This is a genomic window from Pseudomonas sp. WMBT8, from assembly GCF_050916005.1.
Taxonomy (GTDB): domain Bacteria; phylum Pseudomonadota; class Gammaproteobacteria; order Pseudomonadales; family Pseudomonadaceae; genus Aquipseudomonas.
In genome coordinates this window covers 1,679,793-1,704,640 of sequence record NZ_CP188096.1, presented here as the reverse complement: position 1 = coordinate 1,704,640, position 24,848 = coordinate 1,679,793, and the positions used below count along the sequence as shown (strand labels likewise).

Here is a 24,848-nt window from a genome sequence, read left to right as displayed (position 1 = left end):
CGTTGACCGAAAAGTCAGACATGACTAGATTCGGCGCAAAGCGGTTAACAACAATAATGAGTCTGCGAGGCCTTCCGTGATCCAGTTTTTACTAAACCAGGAGCTCCGTAGCGAGCACGCCCTGGACCCGAACCTGACTGTGCTCAACTACCTGCGTGAGCACCTGGGCAAATCCGGAACCAAGGAAGGCTGCGCCAGCGGCGACTGTGGTGCCTGCACCGTGGTGGTCGGCGAGTTGCATACCGACGAGCAAGGTGCCGAGCAGATTCGCTATCGCAGCCTCAATTCGTGCCTGACGTTTGTCTCGTCCCTGCACGGCAAGCAACTGATCAGCGTCGAAGACCTCAAGCACCAGGGCCAACTGCACAGCGTGCAACAGGCGATGGTCGAGTGCCATGGCTCGCAGTGCGGTTTCTGCACACCGGGCTTTGTGATGTCACTGTTCGCCCTGCAAAAAAACAGCGACGCCCCGGACAGCGCCAAGGCCCATGAAGCCCTGGCCGGCAACCTGTGCCGCTGCACCGGCTACCGGCCGATCCTGGCCGCCGCCGAACAGGCCTGCTGCAACAAGCCCCAGGACCAGTTCGACAGCCGCCAGGCGCAGACCATCGCCCGCCTCAAGGCCATCGCCCCGACGCAAACCGGTGAACTGAACAGCGGCGACAAACGCTGCCTGGTGCCCCTGACCGTCGCCGACCTGGCCGACCTCTACGACGCCTATCCACAGGCCCGACTGCTGGCCGGCGGCACCGACCTGGCGCTGGAAGTGACCCAGTTCCACCGCACGCTGCCAGTGATGATCTATGTGGGCAACATCGAGGCCATGAAGCGCATCGAGACCTTTGACGACCGCCTGGAAATCGGCGCCGCCACCGCCCTCTCCGACTGCTACAGCGCGCTGCACCATGAATACCCGGACTTCGGCGACCTGCTGCACCGCTTCGCCTCCCTGCAAATCCGCAACCAGGGCACCCTCGGCGGCAATATCGGCAACGCCTCGCCCATCGGTGATTCGCCGCCGCTGCTGATCGCCCTCGGCGCGCAGATCGTGCTGTGCAAGGGCAGCGTGCGCCGCACCCTGGCCCTGGAAGACTACTTTATCGACTACCGCGTCACTGCCCGCCAGGACAGCGAGTTCATCGAAAAAATCATCGTACCCAAGGGCCACGCGCTGTTTCGTGCCTACAAGGTTTCCAAGCGCCTGGACGATGACATCTCGGCGGTGTGCGCGGCGTTCAACCTGAAAATCGACAACGGGGTGATCAGCGATGCCCGCGTCGCCTTCGGCGGCATGGCCGCCACGCCCAAACGCGCGCAACACTGCGAGACGGTGCTGATCGGCGCCACCTGGAACAGTGCCACCGTGGAGAAAGCCTGCGCGGCCCTGGCCGAGGATTTCACCCCGCTGTCGGACTTTCGCGCGAGCAAGGAATACCGCCTGCTCAGCGCACAGAACCTGCTGCGCAAATACTTCATCGAACTGCAAACGCCGCACATCGAGACTCGGGTGACCGCTTATGTCTAACCATCACGCCGTGGTAAAAACCCAAGCCGAAATGGCCGCGCTGTTTGCCCAGGACCTGACGTCCGGGGTCGGGCGCAGCGTCAAGCATGACAGCGCCGCCAAGCACGTGTCGGGCGAAGCGCAGTACATCGATGACCGCCTGGAATTCCCCAACCAGTTGCACCTGTATGCGCGCATGTCCGACCGCGCCCATGCCCGGATCCTCAGCATCGACACCGCGCCCTGCTACGCCTTCGAGGGGGTGCGCATCGTCATCACCCACGAAGACGTACCGGGCCTCAAAGACATCGGCCCGCTGATGCCCGGCGACCCGTTGCTGGCCATCGACACCGTGCAGTTCGTCGGCCAGGTGGTGCTGGCCGTCGCCGCCCGCGACCTGGAGACCGCACGCAAGGCCGCCATGGCGGCGGTGATCGAATACGAAGACCTGGAGCCGGTGCTGGATGTGGTCGAGGCCTTTCGCAACAAACATTTCGTGCTGGACAGCCACACCCACCAGCGCGGGGATTCGGCGGGCGCCCTGGCGAGCGCGAAACACCGTATCCAGGGGACCCTGCATATCGGCGGCCAGGAACACTTCTACCTGGAGACCCAGATTTCCTCGGTGATGCCCACCGAAGACGGCGGCATGATCGTCTACTGCTCCACCCAGAACCCCACCGAAGTGCAGAAACTGGTGGCCGAAGTGCTGGACGTGTCGATGAACAAAATCGTCGTGGATATGCGCCGCATGGGCGGTGGTTTTGGTGGCAAGGAAACCCAGGCGGCCAGCCCGGCATGCCTGTGTGCAGTGGTCGCGCGCCTGACCGGCCAGCCGACCAAAATGCGCCTGCCACGGGTCGAAGACATGCTGATGACCGGCAAGCGCCACCCGTTCTATATCGAATACGACGTGGGCTTTGACGACAACGGCCGCCTGCACGGGATCAATCTGGACCTGGCGGGTAACTGCGGCTGCTCGCCAGACCTGTCTAACTCGATTGTCGACCGCGCGATGTTCCACTCCGACAACTCCTATTACCTGGGCGACGCCACCGTCAACGGCCATCGCTGCAAGACCAACACCGCCTCCAACACCGCCTACCGTGGCTTCGGCGGCCCGCAAGGCATGGTCGCCATCGAGGAAGTGATGGACGCCATCGCCCGCCACCTGGCGCTGGACCCGCTGGCGGTGCGCAAGGCCAATTACTATGGCAAGACCGAGCGCAACATCACCCACTACTACCAGACTGTCGAGCACAACATGCTCGAAGAGATGACCGCCGAGCTTGAGGCCAGCAGCCAATACGCCGAGCGCCGCGAAGCGATCCGCCTGTACAACGCCCACAGCCCGATCCTGAAAAAAGGCCTGGCGCTGACCCCGGTCAAGTTCGGTATTTCGTTTACCGCCAGCTTCCTCAACCAGGCCGGCGCCTTGATCCATATCTACACCGACGGCAGCATCCACTTGAACCACGGCGGCACCGAGATGGGCCAGGGCTTGAACATCAAAGTCGCGCAAGTGGTGGCCGAGATTTTCCAGGTGGAAATCGACCGGGTGCAGATCACCGCGACCAACACCGACAAAGTGCCCAACACCTCGCCGACCGCCGCCTCCAGCGGTGCCGACCTCAACGGCAAGGCCGCGCAGAATGCCGCCGAGACCATCAAGCAGCGCCTGGTGGAATTTGCCGCGCGCAAATACGACGTCAGCGAGGCCGATGTTGAGTTCCACAACGGCCATGTGCGGGTGCGCGAGCAGATCCTGACGTTCGAGGAGCTGATCCAGCAGGCGTATTTCGCCCAGGTGTCGCTGTCCAGTACCGGGTTCTACAAGACCCCGAAAATCTTCTACGACCGCAGCCAGGCACGGGGTCGGCCGTTCTACTACTTCGCCTTCGGTGCGGCCTGCTGCGAAGTGATCGTCGACACCCTGACCGGCGAGTACAAAATGCTGCGCACCGACATCCTCCACGACGTGGGCGCCTCGCTGAACCCGGCCATCGATATCGGCCAGGTGGAAGGCGGTTTTATCCAGGGCATGGGCTGGCTGACCATGGAAGAGCTGGTGTGGAACAACAAGGGCAAATTGATGACCAATGGCCCGGCCAGCTACAAGATCCCGGCGGTAGCGGACATGCCCCTGGATTTGCGGGTCAAGCTGGTAGAAAACCGCAAGAACCCGGAAGACACGGTGTTCCACTCCAAGGCCGTGGGTGAGCCGCCGTTCATGCTCGGGATTGCCTCGTGGTGCGCGATCAAGGATGCGGTGGCGAGCCTGGGTGACTATCGCCATCAACCCAAGATCGATGCGCCGGCGACCCCGGAGCGGGTGTTGTGGGGGTGTGAGCAGATGCGCCAGTTGCAGGTGGCGACGGTGGTTGAGGCTGAGACCGAGATGGCTTCGCTCTAGACCCAGGTGCTGCCATCGCAGGCAAGCCAGCTCCCACATTTGGATTGCATTCCCCTGTGGGAGCGGGCTTGCCCGCGAAGACGGCCGAACTGACAACAGAAATGTTGAGGTAGACATGAACAACTGGATCAGCGCCCTCGCCGACCTGCAACACCAGGGTGAACCCTGCGTGCTGGTGACCATCATCGAAGAACTCGGCTCCACGCCGCGCAACGCCGGTTCCAAGATGGTGATCAGTGCCGCCCGGACCTTCGACACCATCGGCGGCGGCCACCTGGAATACAAAGCGATGCAGATCGCCCGCGAGATGCTCACCAGCGGTCAGCACAACACCCATCTGGAGCGCTTCAGCCTGGGGGCCAGCCTCGGCCAGTGCTGCGGCGGCGTGACTGTGCTGCTGTTTGAGCCCATGGGCCAGGTGCAGGCGCAGATTGCCGTATTCGGCGCCGGCCATGTCGGCCGCGCGCTGGTGCCACTGCTGGCCAGCCTGCCGTGCCGGGTGCGCTGGATCGACTCGCGGGAACAGGAATTCCCGGAGCATATCCCCCAGGGCGTGCGTAAAATCGTCAGCGAAGAGCCGGTCGATGAAATTGCCGACCTGCCGGCGGGCAGTTACTGCATCGTCATGACCCACAATCACGCGCTGGACCTGGAACTCACCGCAGCCCTGCTCAAGCGCAATGACTTTGCCTACTTCGGCCTGATCGGCTCGCAGACCAAACGCGTCAAGTTTGAACACCGCCTGCGTGAGCGCGGCTTCGAGGCCGCGCAGTTACAACGCATGCGCTGCCCCATGGGCCTCACCGAGGTGAAGGGCAAATTGCCGGTGGAAATCGCCATTTCCATCGCCGGCGAGATCATCGCCACCTATAACGCCAACTTCGGCCAGCACACCGCGAGTGCCGAACCCATTGCCAAACTGCTGCCGGCCTCGCGCCGCAGCCAAGCTATCAATTGAGACGACCATGCCTTTGACTCGCAAAGCCTACCGCGCCGCCATCCTGCACAGCCTCGCCGACCCTGCCGTGGTTGGGATCGACGCCTCCTACGAGTATTTCGAAGACGGCCTGCTGGTGATCGACAACGGCCAGATCAGCGCCCTGGGGCATGCCAGCGACTTGCTGCCGACGCTGGCGGCCGATATCGAAATCACCCATTACCAGGACGCGCTGATCACCCCCGGCCTGATCGACACCCATATCCACCTGCCGCAAACCGGCATGGTCGGGGCCTACGGCGAACAACTGCTGGATTGGCTCAACACCTATACCTTCCCTTGCGAAAGCCAGTTCGCCGACAAGGCCCACGCCGAAGAAGTGGCGGATATCTTTATCAAGGAACTGCTGCGCAACGGCACCACCACCGCCCTGGTGTTCGGCAGCGTGCACCCGCAATCGGTCAACTCATTCTTTGAAGCCGCCGAGAAACTCGACCTGCGCATGATCGCCGGCAAGGTGATGATGGACCGCAATGCGCCGGACTACCTGACCGACACCGCCGAGTCCGGCTACCAGGAGAGCAAGGCGCTGATCGAGCGCTGGCACGGCAAGGGCCGTTTGCACTACGCCGTGACCCCGCGCTTCGCGCCTACCAGCACACCGGAACAGTTGACCCTCGCCGGGCAATTGCTGGGGGAATACCCGGACCTGTACATGCAGACGCACATCAGTGAAAACCTGCAGGAAGTGCAATGGGTCAAGGAGCTGTTCCCGGAGCGCAGCGGCTACCTGGACGTGTACGACCACTACAAGCTGCTGGGGGAACGTTCGGTATTCGCCCATGGCGTGCACCTGTGCGACGACGAATGCGCGCGACTGGCGCAAGCGGGTTCAGCAGTGGCGTTCTGCCCGACGTCGAACTTTTTCCTCGGCAGCGGCCTGTTCAACCTGCCGATGGCCGAGAAGCATCAGCTCAATGTGGGCCTGGGCACGGACGTGGGGGGTGGCACCAGTTTCTCGCTGCTGCAGACCCTGAACGAGGCCTACAAGGTCATGCAATTGCAGGGCGCGCGGTTGAGTCCGTTCAAATCGCTGTACCTGGCGACCCTGGGCGGTGCCAAAGCGCTGCGCCTGGAAGACAAGATCGGCACCTTGCAGCCGGGCACCGATGCCGACTTCCTGGTCCTGGACTACAACGCCACGCCACTGCTCAGCTATCGCCTGAAGCAGGCCAAGAACATTGCCGAGACGTTGTTTGTATTGATGACACTGGGGGATGATCGGGCGGTGATGCAGACGTATGCGGCGGGCAATCTGGTACACCAACGCTGACCCAAAGAACACCACAAAACCCTGTAGGAGCTGGCTTGCCAGCGATAGCATCACCGCGGTGAACAGATACACCGCGGTGCCTGCATCGCTGGCAAGCCAGCTCCTACACAGTTTGATCGGGTTTACAACTTGATCGAGGAGCGGCCCGGCTTCTTGGTCTGCAGCAAATGCGAGAACACCGCATGCAAATCATCCGACGCGCTTTCCTCATCGAGGTTGAGCTTGCTGTCGATGTGATCCATGTGGTGCATCATCAGGTTCACCGCCAGCCCCACGTCCCGGGCTTCGATGGCATCGATCAACTGGGTGTGCTCGTCGTAGGAACAGTGCGAGCGGTTGCCGCTTTCATACTGGGCGATGATCAGCGAAGTCTGGGACACCAGGCTGCGTTGGAAGCTGATCAGCGGGGCATTCTTCGCCGCCTCGGCCAGCTTGAGGTGGAACTCGCCGGACAACCGGATACCCGCGCCACGGTCGCCACGGGAGAAGCTGTCGCGCTCATCGTTGACCATCTGCCGCAACTCGGCCAACTCTTCGGTGGAGGCATGCTGCACCGCCAGTTCGGTGATAGCCCGCTCGACCAGGCGCCGGGCGAGGAATACCTGGCGGGCTTCCTCGACACTTGGGCTGGCCACGACCGCACCCCGATTGGGGCGCAACAACACCACGCCTTCATGGGCCAGGCGCGACAAGGCGCGGCGGATGATGGTGCGGCTGACGCCAAAGATCTCGCCCAGTGCTTCTTCACTCAATTTGGTACCGGGCGCCAGGCGTTGTTCGAGGATGGCCTCGAAGATATGCGCGTAGACGATATCGTCCTGGGTTCCACTGCGACCGGCCTTACCGGCTCGCGGCTGTTTCTTGAGGGGCTGCAACTGTTCGTTCATGGGCACTCGGGTCGGGAGAACGGCGGCGAATTGACGTTGACTGTAATAAGGGTATAGCGGGTCGCTGGCAAGTATCGCGTAAAAACAGCGCACATTGTACACAACCCGTTGCGCCAACACACTGTACGGCTGTTTGCGCGGCCGGCTGTATTGCAACAGTCAGTTACGTTTGAGTTTAGGCTTGATTCCACGATTTCCCAGGTACAAGGAACACCGCCCCATGACCGACGCGACCCAGGCGCCCCTGCGCCCACTGGCCGACACTTCACCCTCGGCCATTGTCGCCGGCTTCATCGCCATGATGACCGGCTACACCAGTTCGCTGGTGCTGATGTTCCAGGCCGGCCAGGCTGCCGGCCTGACCACCGGGCAAATCTCCTCGTGGATCTGGGCGATCTCCATCGGCATGGCGGTGTGCAGCATCGGCCTGTCCCTGCGCTACCGCACGCCCATCACCATTGCCTGGTCGACCCCCGGTGCGGCGCTGCTGATTACCAGCCTGGGCGGGGTCAGCTATGGCGAGGCCATTGGCGCCTACATCACCTGCGCGGTGCTGGTGACGATCTGCGGCCTCACCGGCAGCTTTGAGAAGCTGGTGAGGAAGATCCCCGCCTCGCTGGCCGCCGCGCTGCTGGCCGGGATTCTGTTCAAGATCGGCAGCGAGATTTTCGTCGCCGCGCAGCACCGCACCGCCCTGGTACTGGGCATGTTCTTTACCTACCTGATCATCAAGCGCCTGTCGCCCCGGTATGCGGTGCTGGCGGCGCTGCTGATCGGCACCGCCTTGTCCGGGCTGATGGGGCTCCTGGATTTCAGCGGGTTCAGCCTGGAAGTGGCGACGCCGGTGTGGACCACGCCGCACTTCTCCCTGGCGGCGACCATCAGCATCGGTATTCCGCTGTTCGTGGTGGCGATGACTTCGCAGAACATGCCGGGGGTCGCGGTGTTGCGCGCCGATGGCTACGATGTACCGGCCTCGCCACTGATCACCGCCACCGGCCTGGCCTCGCTGGTGCTGGCACCGTTCGGCTCCCACGGCATCAACCTGGCAGCCATCAGTGCGGCCATCTGCACCGGGCCTCACGCCCATGAAGATCGCAACAAGCGCTACACCGCCGCGGTGTGGTGCGGGATTTTCTACGGTATCGCCGGGGTATTTGGCGCAACCTTGGCGGCCTTGTTCGCCGCATTGCCCAAGGAGCTGGTGCTGTCGATCGCGGCATTGGCGTTGTTTGGCTCGATCATCAATGGCCTGAGCATCGCCATGAATGAGCCCAAGGAGCGGGAAGCCGCGCTGATTACCTTTATGGTCACGGCGTCGGGGCTGACGCTGTTTTCCATCGGTTCGGCATTCTGGGGGATTGTGGCGGGGGTGTTGACGCTGGTGATTCTGAACTGGCGCAAAGCCTGACTTTAATACCCTGAAACGAAAAAGCGACCCGGGAGGGTCGCTTTTTCATGACATCAGACAGCCGGGTTGATCGGCTTTTCTGGGTGCCAGGCGTCCAGCAGTTCGCTGACTTCAACGCGGGTCAGCTCTGGGCGAGCCTTGAGCCACGCTTCGACAACTGCACGCTGCTCAGGGGTAACCGAACCACGGGTGGCTTTGCAGACCAGACCGAAGTCGTCGCCGCCCACGTAGTCCAGGCCATTGCCATCCATCGCTTCGGTCAGGAAGGCGTCGATGAAAGCGTCAACCGCTTTGTCGTCCAAACCTTCTTTGAAATCCAGGTTCAGTTCGAAACCCAGCTCTTGAAATTCATCAACGCACAGTTTTTTGCGCAGACGCCGGGAACGGTTAGTCGCCATTGGAACAATCCTCTTAAGTATTAACGGCCGGCACTCTACCAGTTTAAGGCGCTGATTGCCCGGCAATCCAAGACGGGTGGCACGATAGCGCGAAAAAAAACCGTGATTTGCAGCTATCGTTGAGGCACAAGTAGCTCCACCTTGGGGCATAATGCCGACACTTTCATGACCACTGGGGGATTTTCTTACATAGCCCCCGCTATATTCACCCTCCTATGCAGTAGGGTCTTACTTCTTATGATCAAATCCTTGCGTCCATTGTTACTCGCCAGTTTCCTTTTGCCCCTGGCCCTCTCTGTCACCGCCGCCCCGATCAATACCACCTTGCCACCTAAAGTCCAGGAAGCCCTGCAGAAAGCCAAGCTGCAGAACAATGCACTGTCCCTGGTGATGATTCCGCTCAATGGCCCCGGCACTGCCACGGTGTTCAACGCTGACGTCTCGGTCAACCCGGCGTCGACCATGAAGCTGGTCACCACCTACGCTGCCCTGGAAATGCTCGGCCCCAATCATCAATGGAAAACCGAGTTCTACACCGACGGCACCCTCAGTGGCGGCGTCCTGCGGGGCAACCTGTACCTCAAGGGCGGCGGCGACCCCAAGCTGAACATGGAAAAACTCTGGCTGCTGATGCGCGACCTGCGTGCCAATGGCGTACAGCAAGTCACCGGTGACCTGGTGCTGGACCGTGGCTTCTTTATCCAGCCGCAATTGCCGGAATTCAACGACGACGGCAACGACGCCAACAAACCGTTCCTGGTCAAGCCGGACGCCCTGCTGGTCAACCTCAAGGCCCTGCGTTTCGTGACCCGCAACGATTCAGGACGGGTGTTGGTGTCGGTGGAACCGCCGATTGCCAGCATCCAGATCGACAATCAGGTCAAGGCCACCAACGCCAAGCAGTGCACCGGTGACGTGCGCTACAACCCGGTCACCGCCGCCGATGGCAGTGTCACCGTGACCGTCAGCGGCCAGTTGGGCGATGGCTGCAGCTCGCAGACATATCTGTCGCTGCTCGACCATGCCACCTACACCGCTGGTGCCGTGCGCGCGATCTGGAAAGAACTCGGCGGCACGATCCAGGGCCGCGACGTGCTGGCCCCAGTGCCGAAAACCGCCAAGGTCCTGGCCCGGGCGTTCTCCCCGGACCTGGCCGAGATCATTCGCGACATCAATAAATACAGTAACAACACCATGGCCCAGCAACTGTTCCTCAGCCTCGGCGCGCAATACCGCACCGATGCCGATGGCGACGATGCCAAGGCTGCGCAGCGTGTGGTGCGCCAGTGGCTGGCGAAAAAAGGCATCACCGCGCCGCACCTGGTGATGGAAAACGGCTCCGGCCTGTCCCGTGCCGAACGGGTCAGTGCCCGGGAAATGGCGACCATGTTGCAGGCTGCCTGGAGAAGCCCGTACGCGGCAGAGTTCATCAGCTCGATGCCGATTGCCGGCAGTGACGGCACCATGCGCAAGCGCCTGAAGACCACGGCCCTGCGTGGCGAAGCCCACGTCAAGACCGGCACCCTGAACACCGTGCGCGCCATTGCCGGCTTCAGCCGTGATAACAATGGCAATACTTGGGCGGTGGTGGCGATTCTCAACGATCCGAAGCCTTGGGGTGCTTCATCGGTGCTCGACCAGGTGCTGCTGGACCTGTATCGCCAGCCGAAGCTGGCAGCAGCGGCACCAGGTCTATAGATGGGGACTCAATGTGGGAGCGGGCTTGTGTGGGAGCGGGCTTGCCCGCGATGGCGGTGTATCAGGTGCCAAATGTGCTGACTGACCCACAGCTATCGCGGGCAAGCCCGCTCCCACACAAGCCCGCTCCCACATTCGGTATACGGTACTCAGGCAGGCAAGCGCTGCGCCTCGACCCGATCCCGGCCCGCCTGCTTGGCCGCATACACCGCCGAATCCGCACGCAGCAACAAGCTATCCACGCCCTCATCGAGCCGCCAACTGGCCACGCCGAAACTGGCCGTTACCGTGCCGACGCCGTCCATTGGTGTACTGCGCAGCACTTCCCACAACTCAACGGCCAGGCTGTAGGCCTGAACGCCATCGGTGTTCGGACACAACACCATGAACTCCTCACCGCCCAGACGACAGAACACATCGCTGCGGCGCACACGCAGGCGGATACGCCGGCACAGCTCCTGCAGCACGCCATCTCCCGCCGCGTGCCCATGCTGGTCATTGATACGTTTGAAGTGATCGATATCCAGCATGATCACTGCCAGTGCTCCCGACGTGCGCCGCACCCGGCTCATCTCGGCCTTCAGCCGGTCCTGGAAATAGCGACGATTATGGATACCCGTCAACGAATCGGTGATGGACAACGCCCGCAACTCTTCCTCTACCCGCTTGAGATCGGAGATATCCGACACATAGCCATGCCATAGCGTACCGCCGCCAGGTAACTCTTCCGGCGTCGCCTCGCCGCGAATCCAACGCAGGCCCCGACCTGGCAGTTGCACCCGGTACTCTTCACGCCAGTGGCTCAATTGCAGCGCTGACAGGCGGATGGAGGCGCGGATCCGCTCGGCGTCCTGGGGATGAATTCGCTCGAAGACTTGCTTGGCATCCTGTTGCAGCAACCCCGGATCGATTTCGTAGATATCGCGAATACCGTCGCTGGCGTAGATAAACCGCCAATTGTCGTTGGGCTCCAGGGTGAACTGGAAGATCCCGCCCGGCACATGGGCGCTGAGTTTTTTCAGCAACCGATCCCTCGCCGCCAGGGCCTCATAGGCGCGTTTCTGTTCGGTGACATCCAGGCAGATCGCCAGGTGCCCGACCCACAAACCATGTTCATCAAGCAAGGCTGTGGCCAGCATATTCACGGTCAACTGGCTGCCGTCCTGGCGCACCAGCGTCCACTCCCGGGCCTCATGCAGGCTGTCGGCGCCCTCCACCAGCATCGCCTGGCCGGGCATGATCCGCTTGCCGAGAGCATGGCTCAGTTGCATGGCACGGGTTTCCAGCTCCACCGCCAGGTGCAGGCTTTCGAGGGTCATGTGGCCCAGCACCTGGTCAGCCGGATAACCCAGCATTTGCTCGGCGCCGGCATTGAAGGTGCTGATCACGCCCCGCAAATCTGTGGCAATGATCGCCACCTGGGTCGCGGCGTTGAGCACACTGCGCAACTGGCCGTGGGCACCGCGCAACTCGTACTCGCGCTGGTGCAATTGCCCGGTGCGTTGCTGCACCAGCCGCACCGCCCGTTGACGCTGGCTGACCAGCACATAGAGCAAGGCACTGAGTAACAGGCTGAGCAAACAGCCCATGGTCAGGATACTGGCGACGGAGGAATGATTGGCCTGGGCGAATACCTGGCTGGGGCGCAGGCTCAGGGCGTAGACATGATCCCCAAGGGTCAGCCGGCGGATCGCTTCCAGGCCACTATCGCCCAGGGCATTGTCCGACGCATACAACACCCGCTGCTGGGTATCGGAAGTATCCACAATCTGCATCACCAGGTTGTCCCGCGCAGGTTTGGGCAGACCGTCGGCGACCAATTGGCGCATGCTGATCACCGCCATGACGAAACCGTAGGGTTCGTTGTAGGGCATTTGCGCGGTGGGCGCTCGAGTGACGGGCGCCACCAGCAACACCCCCATGGCATACGCCGGCTCGACGCCCACCAGCGACATCGGTTGGGACACGGCGATGGTGCCGGAGCGGTACGCCCGCTCGACCGTCGATCGGCGCAGTGGCTGCGCCAGCAAGTCAAACCCCAAGGGTGAGCCGAGCAGGCTTTGGGTCTGGCTGTACAACACCGGCACATATTCGTCGCGCTCGCCCGCCGTCACCAGAGTCCCGGCTTCGTTCAGCTCGCGAATGGAGAACGACATGCCACGCTGGAGTGACACTTGCTGTTCAAAAGCCTGGCGCTGATCGCGAAATATCCGTGGCGCCCAGGCGTAGGCGCGCGCGCGCAACAGCAGCGGCTGGGCGAACCCATCGAACTCTTCGCGGGAAACATCATGGGAGTTGACGAAAAAACGCCGCAGGCTGCCCAGGCGCTGTTCCTGGTCTTCAAAACGCTCTTCCAGGCGGCTATAGCGTTCGTTGACCAACAACTGAAAACGCTGGCGGACCTCCTGGTGATGCAGGTCGGCCGTGGCCAGCGCCAGTACGCCGGTAAGCGCCATACCCACCAGCAAGACCACCAAAGCCACCAGCCAAGCCGACGCCTGTTCGCTGATAAATCCCAGTATTTTCGGGCGGACGGCTTGCAACGGCATAGGCAAAACTCGCAACACCAGCGTGCAGGGGCGCCACTTTGGCTAAGAGAATAGTTATAGCCATCGAGCCCACTTTTGACCAGCGCAAAAAAGCCGCGAGCCCGGAAAAATCCAGGCTCGCGGCTTCAAGGTCGATCAGCGTGCGGTGATTTTCCAGGCGCGGTGGATTTTCGGGTTACGGGCGAAATCCGGATCGATGGTTTTGTCGCTGATTTCCTCGACGGCATAGCGCTCGCCCAGGTTGTCTTCCAACTGGAACTTGCGGAAGTTGTTGGAGAAATACAGCACCCCGCCCGGCGCCAAGCGGGCCATGGCCAGGTCCAGCAACTGCACGTGGTCACGCTGGACGTCAAACACGCCCTCCATGCGCTTGGAGTTGGAGAAGGTCGGCGGATCGATGAAGATCAGGTCGAACTCATCACGACTGGCTTCCAGCCACGCCATCACATCACCCTGCTCCAGGCGGTTCTTGTCGGAGAAGCCATTGAGGGACAGGTTGCGACGTGCCCAGTCCAGGTAGGTTTTCGACAAATCGACGCTGGTGGTGCTGCGCGCACCGCCTTTGGCCGCGTGCACACTGGCAGTGGCGGTGTAGCAATACAGATTGAGGAAGCGCTTGCCGGCGGCTTCTTTCTGGATGCGCATGCGCATCGGGCGGTGGTCGAGGAACAGACCGGTGTCCAGGTAGTCGGTCAGGTTGACCAGCAACTTTACCCCGCCTTCGCTGACTTCCGTGAACTTGCCCTGGGCACTCTGGCGCTCGTACTGCTTGGTGCCGCTCTGGCGCTCGCGGCGCTTGACCACCACACGGCTCTTGTCGATGTTCAGCGCCTGGGGAATTGCGGCCAGGGCATCGAACATGCGCGCCGAGGCTTTTTCCGGGTCGATGGATTTGGGTGCCACGTATTCCTGGACGTGCACCCAGTCGTGGTACAGGTCGATGGCCATGGAATATTCCGGCATATCGGCGTCGTACACACGGTAGCAATCCACACCCTCGCGCTTGGCCCACTTGCCTAGCAACTTGAGGTTCTTTTGCAGGCGGTTGGCAAACATCTGCCCGCCTTCGCTCAAGCGCGCCTGCTCGACCACCGGAGCCGCTGCCGGCGCGGGTTTGATCGGGTTACCGTTCTTGTTGTACTGGCGCTCTTGCGGCTCGGTCGGGGCCTGGTCGTAAGCGGCTTGCTCACGTTCGGCCTGGCGCTGTTCCGGGGTGCGGCGCTCGCCGGTGACGAACTGGTCCGGGTTGACCTTGATCAGCAGCAGCTTGCACGGCAAGGCGCCGTTCCAGAACGAGTACTGCTTGTGGCTGCGGATACCCATGCGCTTGCCCAGGTCCGGGGCGCCGGTGAACACCGCCGCTTCCCAGCCCATGCACGCCTGGCGCAGACGCTCGCCAAGGTTCTGGTAGAGGTACAACAGGCTGGCTTCATCACCCAGGCGCTCGCCGTACGGCGGGTTGCAGATGACCAGGCCTTTCTGGTTCTGGTCCGGGCGCGGTTCGAAGGTGCCGACTTCACCCTGGTAGATCTTGATCCAGTGGCTCAGGCCGGCGCGCTCGATGTTGTTGCGCGCGGGCTGGATCAGACGCGGATCGGCTTCGTAGCCACGGATCCACAGTGGTGGCTTGTTCATGCCGATAGCCGCACGCTCGCTGGCCTCGGTGTGCAGTTTTTTCCACAAGGCAGGCACGTGGCCGAGCCAGGCGGTGAAGCCCCACTGCTCGCGATTGAGGTTGGGGGCCATGTCGGCGGCGATCATCGCGCCTTCGACCAGGAAAGTGCCGACGCCGCACATCGGGTCAGTCAACGCGCCGTTTTCAGCGGCAATGCGCGGCCAGCCGGCACGAATCAGAATTGCCGCCGCGAGGTTTTCCTTTAACGGTGCCGCGCCCTGCTGCAGGCGGTAACCGCGCTGGTGCAGGCTATGGCCGGACAGGTCAAGGGAGAGGATCGCTTCGCCACGGTCCAGGCGCAGGTGAATGCGCAGATCGGGGTTGATCTTGTCGATGGACGGACGTTCGCCGGTCGGGGTACGCAGCTTGTCGACAATCGCATCCTTGACCTTCAGCGCGCCGAAGTGAGTGTTGTCGATACCCGAGCCATGGCCGCTGAATTCCACCGCGAGGGTGCCATCAGGGACCATATGGTCTTGCCATTCGATATCCAGCACGCCGTGGTACAGGTCTTCGGCATCCTTCATCGGGAAGCGCTTGAGCACCAGCAACACACGGTTGGCCAGGCGCGACCAGAGGCACAGGCGGTAGGCGGTTTCCATGTCGGCCATGCCGCGCACGGCCGAGGTGTGCTCGCGCGCATCTTCAAGGCCAAGCCCGACGGCTTCCTCGATCAGCAGGCCTTCGAGGCCCTTGGGGCAAGTGAGGAAGAGTTCGTAACGGTCCGACATGGGCATTCCAGGCTTTTCAGCAATAAGTGAACGGGCGACGCATCGCGCGTTCGGTTTTCAATCAAGCGCTTTTCTTGAAGAGCGCTCGCGTGGCACGAATGTGTGCCGTTCCACCCCGGTCTCCTGGCCTATTGGCCTTGATTGCCGGGGCAGAGAGATAATTTGTGCAACAAAATGAAATATTCTGACCCTTCGTCGAATAATAACCGACTGCAAGCGGCGGGTATTCTCACTAAAGGATTAAACCCATCCTCTATACAGGGCACATCATAGCTGGCTTTGCCCTGTAAATGGGGCGAAAAGCCATCCCAGCTTATGGCTATAGCATCGTTATCGTTACGTGCTTATGACAAAACGATCATTGAATCCATGTGACCTATTGGTTAGAACTCAACACAGGTTAGCGCCGCAACGACGCTGACACAGAGGCTCGCCACGCCGGCAGCGAGCCACACCAACGGCAGAAAAACTCTGCCCGGCCTCGGATGAGGTCGAAGGATATCAAGACAGTCAACAAGTGAGGGAAACACCCTATGAGAAGACTTAAGCGTGATCCGTTGGAAAGAGCATTTTTACGCGGATATCAGTATGGCGTTCATGGCAAATCCCGTGAGCTTTGCCCCTTTACTCTACCGTCGGTACGCCAAGCCTGGATTAACGGCTGGCGCGAAGGACGCGGCGACAATTGGGACGGTATGACCGGCACTGCGGGGATCCACAGACTCAACGAACTTCACGCCGTCGGCTAATCAGGGCACTTAATTCCGACAACCACCTTGAAGAATGTAACGACTTAACCACGCACGCCCCATCCGGGCGGCGGGCTTCGGCCCAGGGGCTCCTTCGAGGAGCCCTTTTTTATGGGCCGGCTCCTACAGGGGCTCAGGATTTGGGGAGCGCCGCGATAGCGTCGACCGATTGGCGAATCAGCGCTGGCCCCTTGTAGATAAACCCGGAATACAACTGCACCAGGCTGGCCCCTGCGGCGATTTTCTCGGCAGCGTGCTTGCCTTCGGTGATCCCGCCCACGGCGATGATCGGCAAACGACCGGCCAGTTCGGCCGCCAGCACCTTGACGATATGAGTGCTCTGGTCACGCACTGGCGCACCGGAAAGGCCACCGGCTTCGTCACCATAGGCCAGGCCTTCAACGCCGACACGGCTGAGGGTGGTGTTGGTCGCAATCACCGCGTCCATCCCCGAATCCACCAGGGCCTGGGCCACCAGCACGGTTTCTTCGTCGCTCATGTCCGGGGCGATCTTGATTGCCAACGGCACGCGCTTGCCGTGGCGTACCGCCAGGTCTTCCTGGCGCTGGCGCAGGGCTTCGAGCAGCTGCTTGAGGGAGTCGCCAAACTGCAGGCTGCGCAGGCCCGGGGTGTTGGGCGAACTGACGTTGACTGTCACATAGCTGGCGTGGGCGTATACCTTGTCCAGGCAAGTCAGGTAGTCATCCACCGCACGCTCCACCGGGGTATCGAAGTTCTTGCCGATATTGATCCCCAGGATGCCCTTGTACTTGGCGGCCTGTACCCGGGACAGCAGGTGGTCAACCCCCAGGTTGTTGAAGCCCATGCGGTTGATGATCGCCTCGGCTTCCGGCAGGCGGAAAATACGCGGCTTGGGATTGCCCGGCTGCGGGCGCGGTGTGACGGTGCCGATCTCGACAAAACCGAACCCCAACTGCGCGAAGCCATCGATGGCCGCGCCATTCTTGTCCAGGCCAGCCGCCAGGCCCACCGGGTTGGGAAAATCGAGCCCCATCACCGACACCGGCATCTTCGCCGGCGCCTTGCACACCAGGCCATTGAGCCCCAGGCGGCCACCCGCGCCGATCAGGTCCAGGGACAGATCGTGGGAAGTTTCCGGGGAGAGTTTGAACAACAGCTGGCGGGCCAGGGTATACATGGGCGGGCTTGACTCGGATGGCGGCAAAAGGTGGCGGCGATTATAGCCGGGGTGGCGGGTCCGTGCGAGGCATGGCACACCGCCGGTCGATCATCCATTGCGATGGGCCATCAACTCTTCATAGCGGCTCCAGATCTTCTGCGCGTAGCGCAGGCGCAACGCGTCACGCTCGGTCCCCGCCCCAGGCCCGACGTTATAGGCGCCCACGGCAGTCCAGTTGTAGCCAAACTGCTTGATGAAGCCGGCCAGGATCGAGGCCCCCACCTCGACCGACAGACAGGGCTCATCCAACAGGCGCTGCTCGGTAATGCCCTGCTTGAGCAGGCGAGGCAGATGGATGCTGTTGATTTGCATCAGGCCAATATCATAGGTGCCGTTGTTATTGCTGTAGTTCATGGCCTCGGCACGGTAGCCGGACTCCACAGCGGCAATCGCCTGCAACAGTTCCGGCTCGATATCGTATTGACGAGCGGCCTCGGCCCAGCAGTACGCCCGGGCTTCGCCTGCCCCGCCCAGGCAAAGCAACAACAGTCCCAGCCGGCAGGCGCGTTTCATGCCCGCTCGCCATACCATCCACAGGCAGGGCACGCACGGGGCGCTTTGCCCGCCGCCTGCGCCGGGCCAGGTGGCTCGATCACCCGCACCCGGCCATTGAAGCGATAACCACGGCCATACACGGTCGCGATCAGCGCCCGGTCGCCCTCCAACTGCTTGCGCAGCGCGTAGATGCACCGGGTCAGGGACTCTTCGGCGATATCGGTATGGGGCCAGACCTGCTCCAGCAGGTGGTCCTTGCTGACCAGCACGCCGGGCGTGGCCAGCAACAGGCGCAACACGTGACATTCCTTGGGTGGTAGCTGAATGTCGCGACCTTCAGTGGTCAACCTGCCATCCGCCTGCAACCTCCAATGACCAAAGGCGAGGGACGCCGCCATCAAGCCCTCAACTGCAACAACCATTCAAACCTCTGTACCTGTCTGCGGACATTCACGGCGCCCTGATTTTCCATAGCGCACCGTCTGGGAGATAGGGCGACTATAGAAACCCGCAGCCAGTTTCACGTTAGGAAAAAGCCCGCTGCTTCGAAGTTTTCCGGGAGTGTTGCGTAGGAACTTTCGAAGTCTGTACAAACCCCGCTACGGCTCGGCGATCCGCGCAAATGCACGCCGCACACGCTCGTATTGCTCGGCACTCAAGGGCGTCGAAGTGACGGAATGCGCGGGTGTGTCCAGCTCAGCCACCAGTTTTTTGATCAGCCTCAACTGCTGCTCACTGCCTTTGACCAGCAGGCTGTTGGTCTCTGGGTAGGCGATTACCACCGCGCCGGTGCCGGCCTTGCGCCCCAGCGTGGCGAGCTGTTTCTCGAGCAGCGTGGCGACACCCGGCACGGTGATGGTCTGCGAGCCCATGTCATACCGACGGTCCGAGACGTCGGCATTCTGCACCTGGACTACGCCCACTTCAGGCGGGGCCTCGCGTCGCGCCGGGCGCGGGCGATCCATCAACTGGGCCAGGCGCAGGACGTGGTCGACGTAGTTGGCGGGCCCCGACACATAAAACAATCGGGCGCCGGCCTTGCGCAGGGGGTAACGCGCCTCTTCGAGCCCCGCGCGGCGCATGACCTGGCGCAATCGGTCGACGGTCATGTAGCGCAGGGTCACCCCGGAACTCTTGGCCTCGCTGGCGTCGTAGAGATGCAGCACCTGGCCGTCGCTGTACCAGATCAGATCGTGCTGCAACGCCACGCTCTCCAGGACCGCTAGTGCATGGGCAAAATCAAAATGCCCGATAATGCGCTTGCCCGCCGCCAGTTTGCTGACCACGATGGGCTGGCCCAGGGGCACCGCAAGCCGTCTGAAGAAGCCTTGTAGGCTTTCGTCCCACATCAGATAGGACTCGCCCATGGCCGGCAAGGCATTGAGCATCAACAGACCGCCCAGCAGCCAGCGCTGTAAAAAGCCACGACAGGTCGTTGCGTTAGATCGATCAAGGAGCACGCCGGGTTTCCTGGACGGTGTTGCGTGAAAGAGCGCCATAGTGAAAGCCCACCCGGGTGCAATCTTGATGAAAACCTGATCAACCACCACTCGCCCGGGCGCCGTGGCATGTGCCTTGCTTTGCCCTACCCAGCGCAGCCCGCGCCAACGCCGGAACGGGCTCACAGACAAAGGCGTCGTTACCTGCCGCGGCTTGCATGCCGCCTGGCATAACGACGCCTTTTTTCATACAGAAGGTAGGTGTAGATGAGTGATCAGCTCGGCAACAGCCAGGCCAACAACCCTCTGGCCTGGGTCAACGGCAGCGATGCCCCGGAAAAGAGCAGCCTCGACCTGGGCTTCATGGCCTTGAGCGATTGTGCCTCGCTAGTGGTCGCGGCGACCCAGGGGTTTGCCCAGCCCTACGGCCTGACGCTAAACCTCAAGCGCCAGTCATCCTGGGCCGGCCTGCGGGACAAGCTGGTCAGCGGCGAACTCGACGCCGCCCACAGCCTGTACGGCCTGATCTATGCGGTGCACCTGGGCATCGGCGGCGTTGCGCCGACCGACATGGCGGTGCTGATGGGCCTGAACCAGAACGGCCAGGGCATCAACCTGTCCCAGGGCCTGCAACAACAGGGCGTGACCAGTCCTGAGGCACTGGCGCGCAAGGTGCACCAAAGCCGGACAAAACTGACCTTCGCCCAGACGTTTCCTACCGGCACCCACGCCATGTGGTTGTATTACTGGCTGGCTAGCCAGGGCATTCATCCATTGCGGGATGTGGACAGTGTGGTAGTGCCGCCACCGCAGATGGTCGCGCACCTGCAAGCCGGGCGGATCGACGGCCTATGTGTCGGCGAACCCTGGTGCGCCAGCGCGGCGCAACAGCACCAGGGTTTTACCCTCGCCACCAGCCAGGCGATCTGGCCGGACCACCCGGAGAAAGTCCTGGGCTGCACCCAGGCGTTTGTCGAGCAGTACCCCAACACCGCCCGGGTGCTGGTGATGGCGGTCCTGGAAGCCAGCCGCTTTATCGACGACAGCATCGAAAACCGACGTTCCACCGCGCAACTGCTGAGCGCCCGGGAATACCTGGACGCCCCGCTCGACTGCATCGAGCCACGGCTGCTGGGCGCCTATGCCGACGGCCTGGGCAACCACTGGCAGGACGCGCACGCGCTGCGCTTCCATGGCGAGGGCGAGGTCAACCTGCCGTACCTGTCCGATGGCATGTGGTTCATGACCCAGTTCCGCCGCTGGGGCCTTTTGCGGGAAGACCCCGATTACCTCGCCGTGGCCCGCCAGGTGCAGCAACTGGATCTCTATCGCCAGGCCGCAAGCGCCGTGGGCGTGGCGGCCATGGACACGCAGATGCGCAGCAGCCAATTGATCGACGGCAAGGTCTGGGACGGCTCGGACCCGGCCGGTTATGCCCGCAGTTTCCGCCTGCATGCCCTGGCCGACGATGTCGTCCGCCACGCCTTGCGCTGACCGGAGGCCACCCATGTTGCGAATCCTGCTGATCAATGACACCCCACGCAAAGTCGGGCGCCTCAAGAGCGCGCTGACCGAAGCCGGTTTTGAGGTAATCGACGAGTCCGGCCTGACCATCGACCTACCGGCGCGCGTCGAAACGGTGCGCCCGGACGTGATTCTGATCGATACCGAATCACCCGGGCGCGATGTGATGGAGCAAGTGGTGCTGGTCAGCCGCGACCAGCCGCGGCCCATCGTGATGTTTACCGACGAACATGATCCCGGGGTGATGCGCCAGGCGATCAAGTCCGGGGTCAGCGCCTACATCGTCGAAGGCATCCAGGCCCAGCGCCTGCAACCGATCCTCGATGTCGCCATGGCGCGCTTCGAGAGCGACCAGGCCTTGCGCGCACAACTACTGGCCCGCGACCAGCAACTGGCGGAACGCAAGCGCATCGAGCTGGCCAAGGGCTTGCTGATGAAAATGAAGGACTGCAATGAGGAACAGGCCTACACCCTGATGCGCCGCCAGGCCATGAGCCGCCAGCAGAAGTTGATCCAGGTGGCGGAGCAGATTATTGCCATGAGTGAATTGCTAGGCTGAGCCACACAACCGCAATCGCCCAAGGTGGGAACGGGCCTGCCCGCGAGGGCAATGTCACGGTTGGCGCAAGACTTGCTAACTAAACACCACAGGTAGCCAACGGCGGTTGCCCCTCCACGACAAAGACGTCGCACATCCGGTTTGCCCAGGCGAACCCGGTGGCGGCGTTTTTTCGTTTGGATGGGGCGGCCTTCGCTGGCCGTTCCATCACCAGGCCTTCTACAAGATCCCCAATCTGAGGTGCGTGATGAAATCAAGCTTCTGGAAATCCGGGCACACCCCGACCTTGTTTGCCGCGTTCCTGTATTTCGACCTGAGTTTCATGGTCTGGTACCTATTGGGCCCGCTGGCGGTGCAGATCGCCGCCGACCTGCAACTGACCACCCAGCAACGCGGGCTGATGGTCGCCACGCCGATCCTGGCAGGGGCGATCCTGCGCTTCCTGATGGGCATGCTCGCGGACAAGCTGTCGCCCAAGACTGCCGGCCTGATCGGCCAGGTGATCGTGATTGTGGCGCTGTTCTGTGCCTGGAAACTGGGGATCCACAGTTATGAACAGGCGTTGCTGCTAGGACTGTTCCTCGGCATGGCCGGGGCCTCGTTTGCCGTCGCCCTGCCGCTGGCCTCCCAGTGGTACCCCGCCGAACACCAGGGCAAGGCCATGGGCATCGCCGGGGCCGGCAACTCCGGCACGGTGTTCGCCGCGCTACTGGCACCGCTGATCGCCGCCGCATTTGGCTGGAGCAACGTGTTTGGCTTTGCCCTGATCCCGCTGATCCTGACTTTGATCGTGTTCGCCTGGCTGGCACGCAATGCGCCTGAGCGACCCAAAGCCAAATCCATGGCCGACTATTTCAAGGCCCTGGGCGACCGCGACAGTTGGTGGTTCATGTTCTTCTACAGCGTGACCTTCGGTGGTTTCATCGGCCTGGCCAGCGCCCTGCCCGGCTACTTCAACGACCAATACGGCCTGAGCCCGGTCACCGCCGGTTACTACACCGCCGCCTGCGTGTTCGGCGGCAGCCTGATGCGGCCCCTGGGCGGCGCCCTGGCTGACCGTTTCGGCGGGATCCGCACCCTGCTGGGCATGTACGGCGTGGCGGCCGTGTGCATCGCCGCAGTGGGCTTCAACCTACCGAGTTCCTACGCGGCACTGGCACTTTTCGTGTGCACCATGCTCGGCCTGGGTGCGGGTAACGGTGCGGTATTCCAACTGGTGCCCCAGCGCTTTCGCCGCGAGATTGGCGTGATGACCGGGCTGATCGGCATGGCCGGCGGTATCGGCGGTTTCGCCCTGGCAGCGGGCATGGGCGCGATCAAGCAAAGCACCGGCAGCTACCAGTTGGCACTGTGGCTATTCGCCAGCCTGGGCGTGCTGGCGTGGTTCGGCCTGTATGGCGTGAAGCGCCGCTGGAGGACCACCTGGGGTTCGGCGGCCGTCACCGCCGCGCGGGTCTGATGAGCCTGCAATTGAGCGTGGCCCAGGCCAGCGCCATCGGGCCACGCGCGGAAAACCAGGACGCCCTGCGCCTGGTCACGCCGGCTCCGGAACTGGCCGCCAGCAAAGGCTATCTGTGTGCTATCGCCGATGGCGTCAGCCAATGCGCCGACGGCGGCCTGGCCGCGCGCTCGACCTTGCAGGCCCTGGCCCTGGATTACTACGCCACGCCACAGACCTGGGGCGTGGCCCAGGCCCTGGAGCGGCTGTTGCTGGCACAGAATCGCTGGCTGCAGGCCAATGGCGGCGGCCAACCGTTACTGACCACCCTCAGCGCCCTGGTGTTTCGCGGCCAGCGCTTTACCCTGGCCCATGTTGGTGATTGCCGGGTGTATCGCTGGTTTGACGGTGAGTTGCAGCGCATCACTCAAGAGCATGTCTGGGAGCAGCCCGGCATGCAGCATGTGCTCAAGCGCGCCCTGGGCCTGGACCAGCATCTGGTGGTGGATTTTCTCGACGGTGAACTGCGCCAGGGCGAATGTTTCCTGCTGCTCAGCGATGGTGTGTGGGCGACCCTCGCCGACCACAGCATCCGCGCGATCCTGCGCGAACAGGCCGACCTGGACGTGGCGGTCAATACGCTGGTCAACGCCGCGCACCTGGCAGGTAGCCAGGACAACGCCAGTGCCCTGCTGGTGCGCATCGACCGGCTCGGCGCCGCGACCCTGGGTGATGCGCTGGTGCAGTTGCAACAGTGGCCATTGCCGCCACTGTTGAAGGCCGGGCAATCCTTCGAAGGCTGGCAGGTGGAATGCCTGCGGGCACACAGTCGCCAGTCGTTGCTGTACCGGGTGCGGGATGCCCAGCAGCAACCCTGGCTGCTCAAGACCCTGCCCCCTGACCACGATGATGATCACGATGCCGCCCAGGCCCTGCTCGCGGAGGAATGGTTTCTGCGCAGGGTGGCCGGACGGGCATTTCCTGAAGTCCATCCGGGCGGCGGGCGTCAGCATTTGTACTACGTGATGCGTGAATACAGCGGGCAAACCCTGGCGCAGCTGTTCCAGCGGCAAGGCCCGTTGCCACTGGCGCAGTGGCAATCCATTGCCGAACGCTTGCTGCGGGCAGTGGGCATGCTGCATCGCCGGCAAATCCTGCACCGCGACATCAAGCCGGAAAACCTGCTGCTGGGCGATGACGGCGAACTGCGGGTGCTGGATTTTGGCCTGGCCTATTGCCCTGGGTTGTCCGAAGACCGCGCTCACCTGTTGCCGGGCACGCCCAGCTTTATCGCGCCCGAAGCCTTCAGCGGCGAACGTCCGACCCCGCAGCAGGATTTGTACAGCGCCGGTGTGAGCCTGTATTACCTGCTCACCGGGCATTATCCCTACGGTGAGATCGAAGCTTTCCAGCGGCCCCGGTTCAACACGCCGGTCAACGCCAGCCGCTACCGGCCGGACCTGCCCGATTGGTTGCAGCAAAGCCTGGAACGCTCGGTGGCCGCGCAAGCAGATCAGCGTTACGAAACCGCCGAGCAATGGCTGCTGGTATTGGAACAGGCCGACCGCCGCGAACTGAGCCTGCGCCCGCGGCCGCTGCTGGAACGCGAACCGCTGAAGGTCTGGCAAACCCTGGCGTTGGTGTCGCTGCTGATCAATCTGCTGTTGCTGTATCTGTTATCCCTGTAGGAGCCAGCTTGCCGGCGCAAAACCCACAATCACCGTATTCATCCAGGTACCTCGCGTTATCGTTAACGTCCTTCGCCGGCAAGCCGGCTCCTACAGGAGGTCGACGCGCCAGTTGTGGGCATCGCGCCTTTAAATGGTGCGAAACAGCCTTGTGGCAGCCGCCAGAACCTCAGTAAATCCGGCTTTTCACGACTTGGCACAACCGCTGCATTAGCTCCT

Annotated in this window: 19 protein-coding genes; 11 read left to right on the top strand and 8 right to left on the bottom strand. The window is 62.3% G+C overall.

The genetic code is table 11. The features are described 5' to 3' along the window. The first annotated feature begins 76 nt into the window (after positions 1-76). The 4 genes from xdhA to guaD all read left to right on the top strand — a co-directional run bounded on the left by xdhA (position 77) and on the right by guaD (position 6,187). Entirely contained in the window at positions 77-1,525 is a 1,449-nt protein-coding gene (xdhA, locus tag ACO77H_RS07520) for a xanthine dehydrogenase small subunit (RefSeq protein WP_172313195.1), read from the top strand. Next, complete coding sequence (gene xdhB, locus ACO77H_RS07515) at positions 1,518-3,917, top strand: xanthine dehydrogenase molybdopterin binding subunit (protein ID WP_432755213.1); 2,400 nt, start codon at positions 1,518-1,520, stop codon at positions 3,915-3,917. Before xdhA ends, xdhB begins: the two co-directional genes overlap by 8 nt. 115 nt (positions 3,918-4,032) lie before the next feature. After that, positions 4,033-4,875, top strand: coding sequence for a xanthine dehydrogenase accessory protein XdhC (gene xdhC, locus ACO77H_RS07510; RefSeq protein ID WP_432755212.1), 843 nt, complete (start codon positions 4,033-4,035; stop codon positions 4,873-4,875). Between the two features lie 7 nt (positions 4,876-4,882). Next, on the top strand, positions 4,883-6,187 hold the full coding sequence (gene guaD, locus ACO77H_RS07505) for a guanine deaminase (protein WP_169954227.1): 1,305 nt from the start codon (positions 4,883-4,885) through the stop codon (positions 6,185-6,187). Positions 6,188-6,309: 122 nt separating this feature from the next. Here guaD and ACO77H_RS07500 read toward each other — a convergent pair whose 3' ends face one another. Further along, positions 6,310-7,074: a GntR family transcriptional regulator gene (locus ACO77H_RS07500; protein WP_057439513.1), complete on the bottom strand. Its 765-nt coding sequence runs from the start codon at positions 7,072-7,074 to the stop codon at positions 6,310-6,312. A 220-nt stretch (positions 7,075-7,294) separates the two neighbouring features. Between ACO77H_RS07500 and ACO77H_RS07495 the strand changes: the two genes are divergently transcribed. Beyond that, the gene (locus tag ACO77H_RS07495; protein ID WP_169954228.1) at positions 7,295-8,485 is read left to right on the top strand and encodes a benzoate/H(+) symporter BenE family transporter; all 1,191 of its coding nucleotides are present in this window, start codon (positions 7,295-7,297) and stop codon (positions 8,483-8,485) included. Positions 8,486-8,538: 53 nt separating this feature from the next. Here the strand turns inward: ACO77H_RS07495 and ACO77H_RS07490 are convergent, their stop codons facing one another. Further along, on the bottom strand, positions 8,539-8,883 hold the full coding sequence (locus tag ACO77H_RS07490) for a YggL family protein (protein ID WP_169954229.1): 345 nt from the start codon (positions 8,881-8,883) through the stop codon (positions 8,539-8,541). 237 nt (positions 8,884-9,120) lie between these two features. On the opposite strand from ACO77H_RS07490, the gene dacB reads away from it, so the two are divergent. Continuing rightward, on the top strand, positions 9,121-10,581 hold the full coding sequence (gene dacB, locus ACO77H_RS07485; RefSeq protein ID WP_170043315.1) for a D-alanyl-D-alanine carboxypeptidase/D-alanyl-D-alanine endopeptidase: 1,461 nt from the start codon (positions 9,121-9,123) through the stop codon (positions 10,579-10,581). 149 nt (positions 10,582-10,730) lie between these two features. Here dacB and ACO77H_RS07480 read toward each other — a convergent pair whose 3' ends face one another. After that, a complete protein-coding gene (locus ACO77H_RS07480; RefSeq protein WP_432755211.1) occupies positions 10,731-13,130 on the bottom strand; it encodes a sensor domain-containing diguanylate cyclase in 2,400 nt (799 codons plus the stop codon). Positions 13,131-13,265: 135 nt separating this feature from the next. Further along, positions 13,266-15,536: a bifunctional 23S rRNA (guanine(2069)-N(7))-methyltransferase RlmK/23S rRNA (guanine(2445)-N(2))-methyltransferase RlmL gene (gene rlmKL / locus ACO77H_RS07475; RefSeq protein ID WP_432755210.1), complete on the bottom strand. Its 2,271-nt coding sequence runs from the start codon at positions 15,534-15,536 to the stop codon at positions 13,266-13,268. Between the two features lie 533 nt (positions 15,537-16,069). Here rlmKL and rmf point away from each other — a divergent pair. Continuing rightward, positions 16,070-16,285 carry a ribosome modulation factor gene (gene rmf, locus ACO77H_RS07470; protein WP_002553055.1) on the top strand — a complete coding sequence of 72 codons (216 nt, stop codon included), beginning with the start codon at positions 16,070-16,072 and terminating at the stop codon, positions 16,283-16,285. A gap of 133 nt (positions 16,286-16,418) precedes the next feature. Here rmf and ACO77H_RS07465 read toward each other — a convergent pair whose 3' ends face one another. The 4 genes from ACO77H_RS07465 to ACO77H_RS07450 form a co-directional block, all read right to left on the bottom strand. Beyond that, entirely contained in the window at positions 16,419-17,444 is a 1,026-nt protein-coding gene (locus ACO77H_RS07465; RefSeq protein WP_169954231.1) for a quinone-dependent dihydroorotate dehydrogenase, read from the bottom strand. Positions 17,445-17,534: 90 nt separating this feature from the next. Next, entirely contained in the window at positions 17,535-17,999 is a 465-nt protein-coding gene (locus ACO77H_RS07460; RefSeq protein ID WP_432755209.1) for a transglycosylase SLT domain-containing protein, read from the bottom strand. Next, positions 17,996-18,403, bottom strand: coding sequence for a winged helix-turn-helix domain-containing protein (locus ACO77H_RS07455; protein WP_169954233.1), 408 nt, complete (start codon positions 18,401-18,403; stop codon positions 17,996-17,998). Before ACO77H_RS07455 ends, ACO77H_RS07460 begins: the two co-directional genes overlap by 4 nt. A gap of 177 nt (positions 18,404-18,580) precedes the next feature. Then, a complete protein-coding gene (locus ACO77H_RS07450; RefSeq protein WP_432755208.1) occupies positions 18,581-19,441 on the bottom strand; it encodes a secretin N-terminal domain-containing protein in 861 nt (286 codons plus the stop codon). Between the two features lie 246 nt (positions 19,442-19,687). On the opposite strand from ACO77H_RS07450, the gene ACO77H_RS07445 reads away from it, so the two are divergent. The 4 genes from ACO77H_RS07445 (at position 19,688) to ACO77H_RS07430 (ending at position 24,629) form a co-directional block, all read left to right on the top strand. Beyond that, positions 19,688-20,914, top strand: a complete 1,227-nt coding sequence (locus ACO77H_RS07445) for a CmpA/NrtA family ABC transporter substrate-binding protein (RefSeq protein ID WP_432755207.1) — start codon at positions 19,688-19,690, stop codon at positions 20,912-20,914. A 13-nt stretch (positions 20,915-20,927) separates the two neighbouring features. Beyond that, the gene (locus ACO77H_RS07440) at positions 20,928-21,503 is read left to right on the top strand and encodes an ANTAR domain-containing response regulator (protein WP_038442299.1); all 576 of its coding nucleotides are present in this window, start codon (positions 20,928-20,930) and stop codon (positions 21,501-21,503) included. Between the two features lie 247 nt (positions 21,504-21,750). Beyond that, complete coding sequence (locus ACO77H_RS07435; RefSeq protein WP_432755206.1) at positions 21,751-22,962, top strand: nitrate/nitrite transporter; 1,212 nt, start codon at positions 21,751-21,753, stop codon at positions 22,960-22,962. Beyond that, the gene (locus ACO77H_RS07430; RefSeq protein ID WP_169954284.1) at positions 22,962-24,629 is read left to right on the top strand and encodes a bifunctional protein-serine/threonine kinase/phosphatase; all 1,668 of its coding nucleotides are present in this window, start codon (positions 22,962-22,964) and stop codon (positions 24,627-24,629) included. The genes ACO77H_RS07435 and ACO77H_RS07430 overlap by 1 nt, the downstream gene beginning before the upstream one ends. The last annotated feature ends 219 nt before the right edge of the window (positions 24,630-24,848 follow it).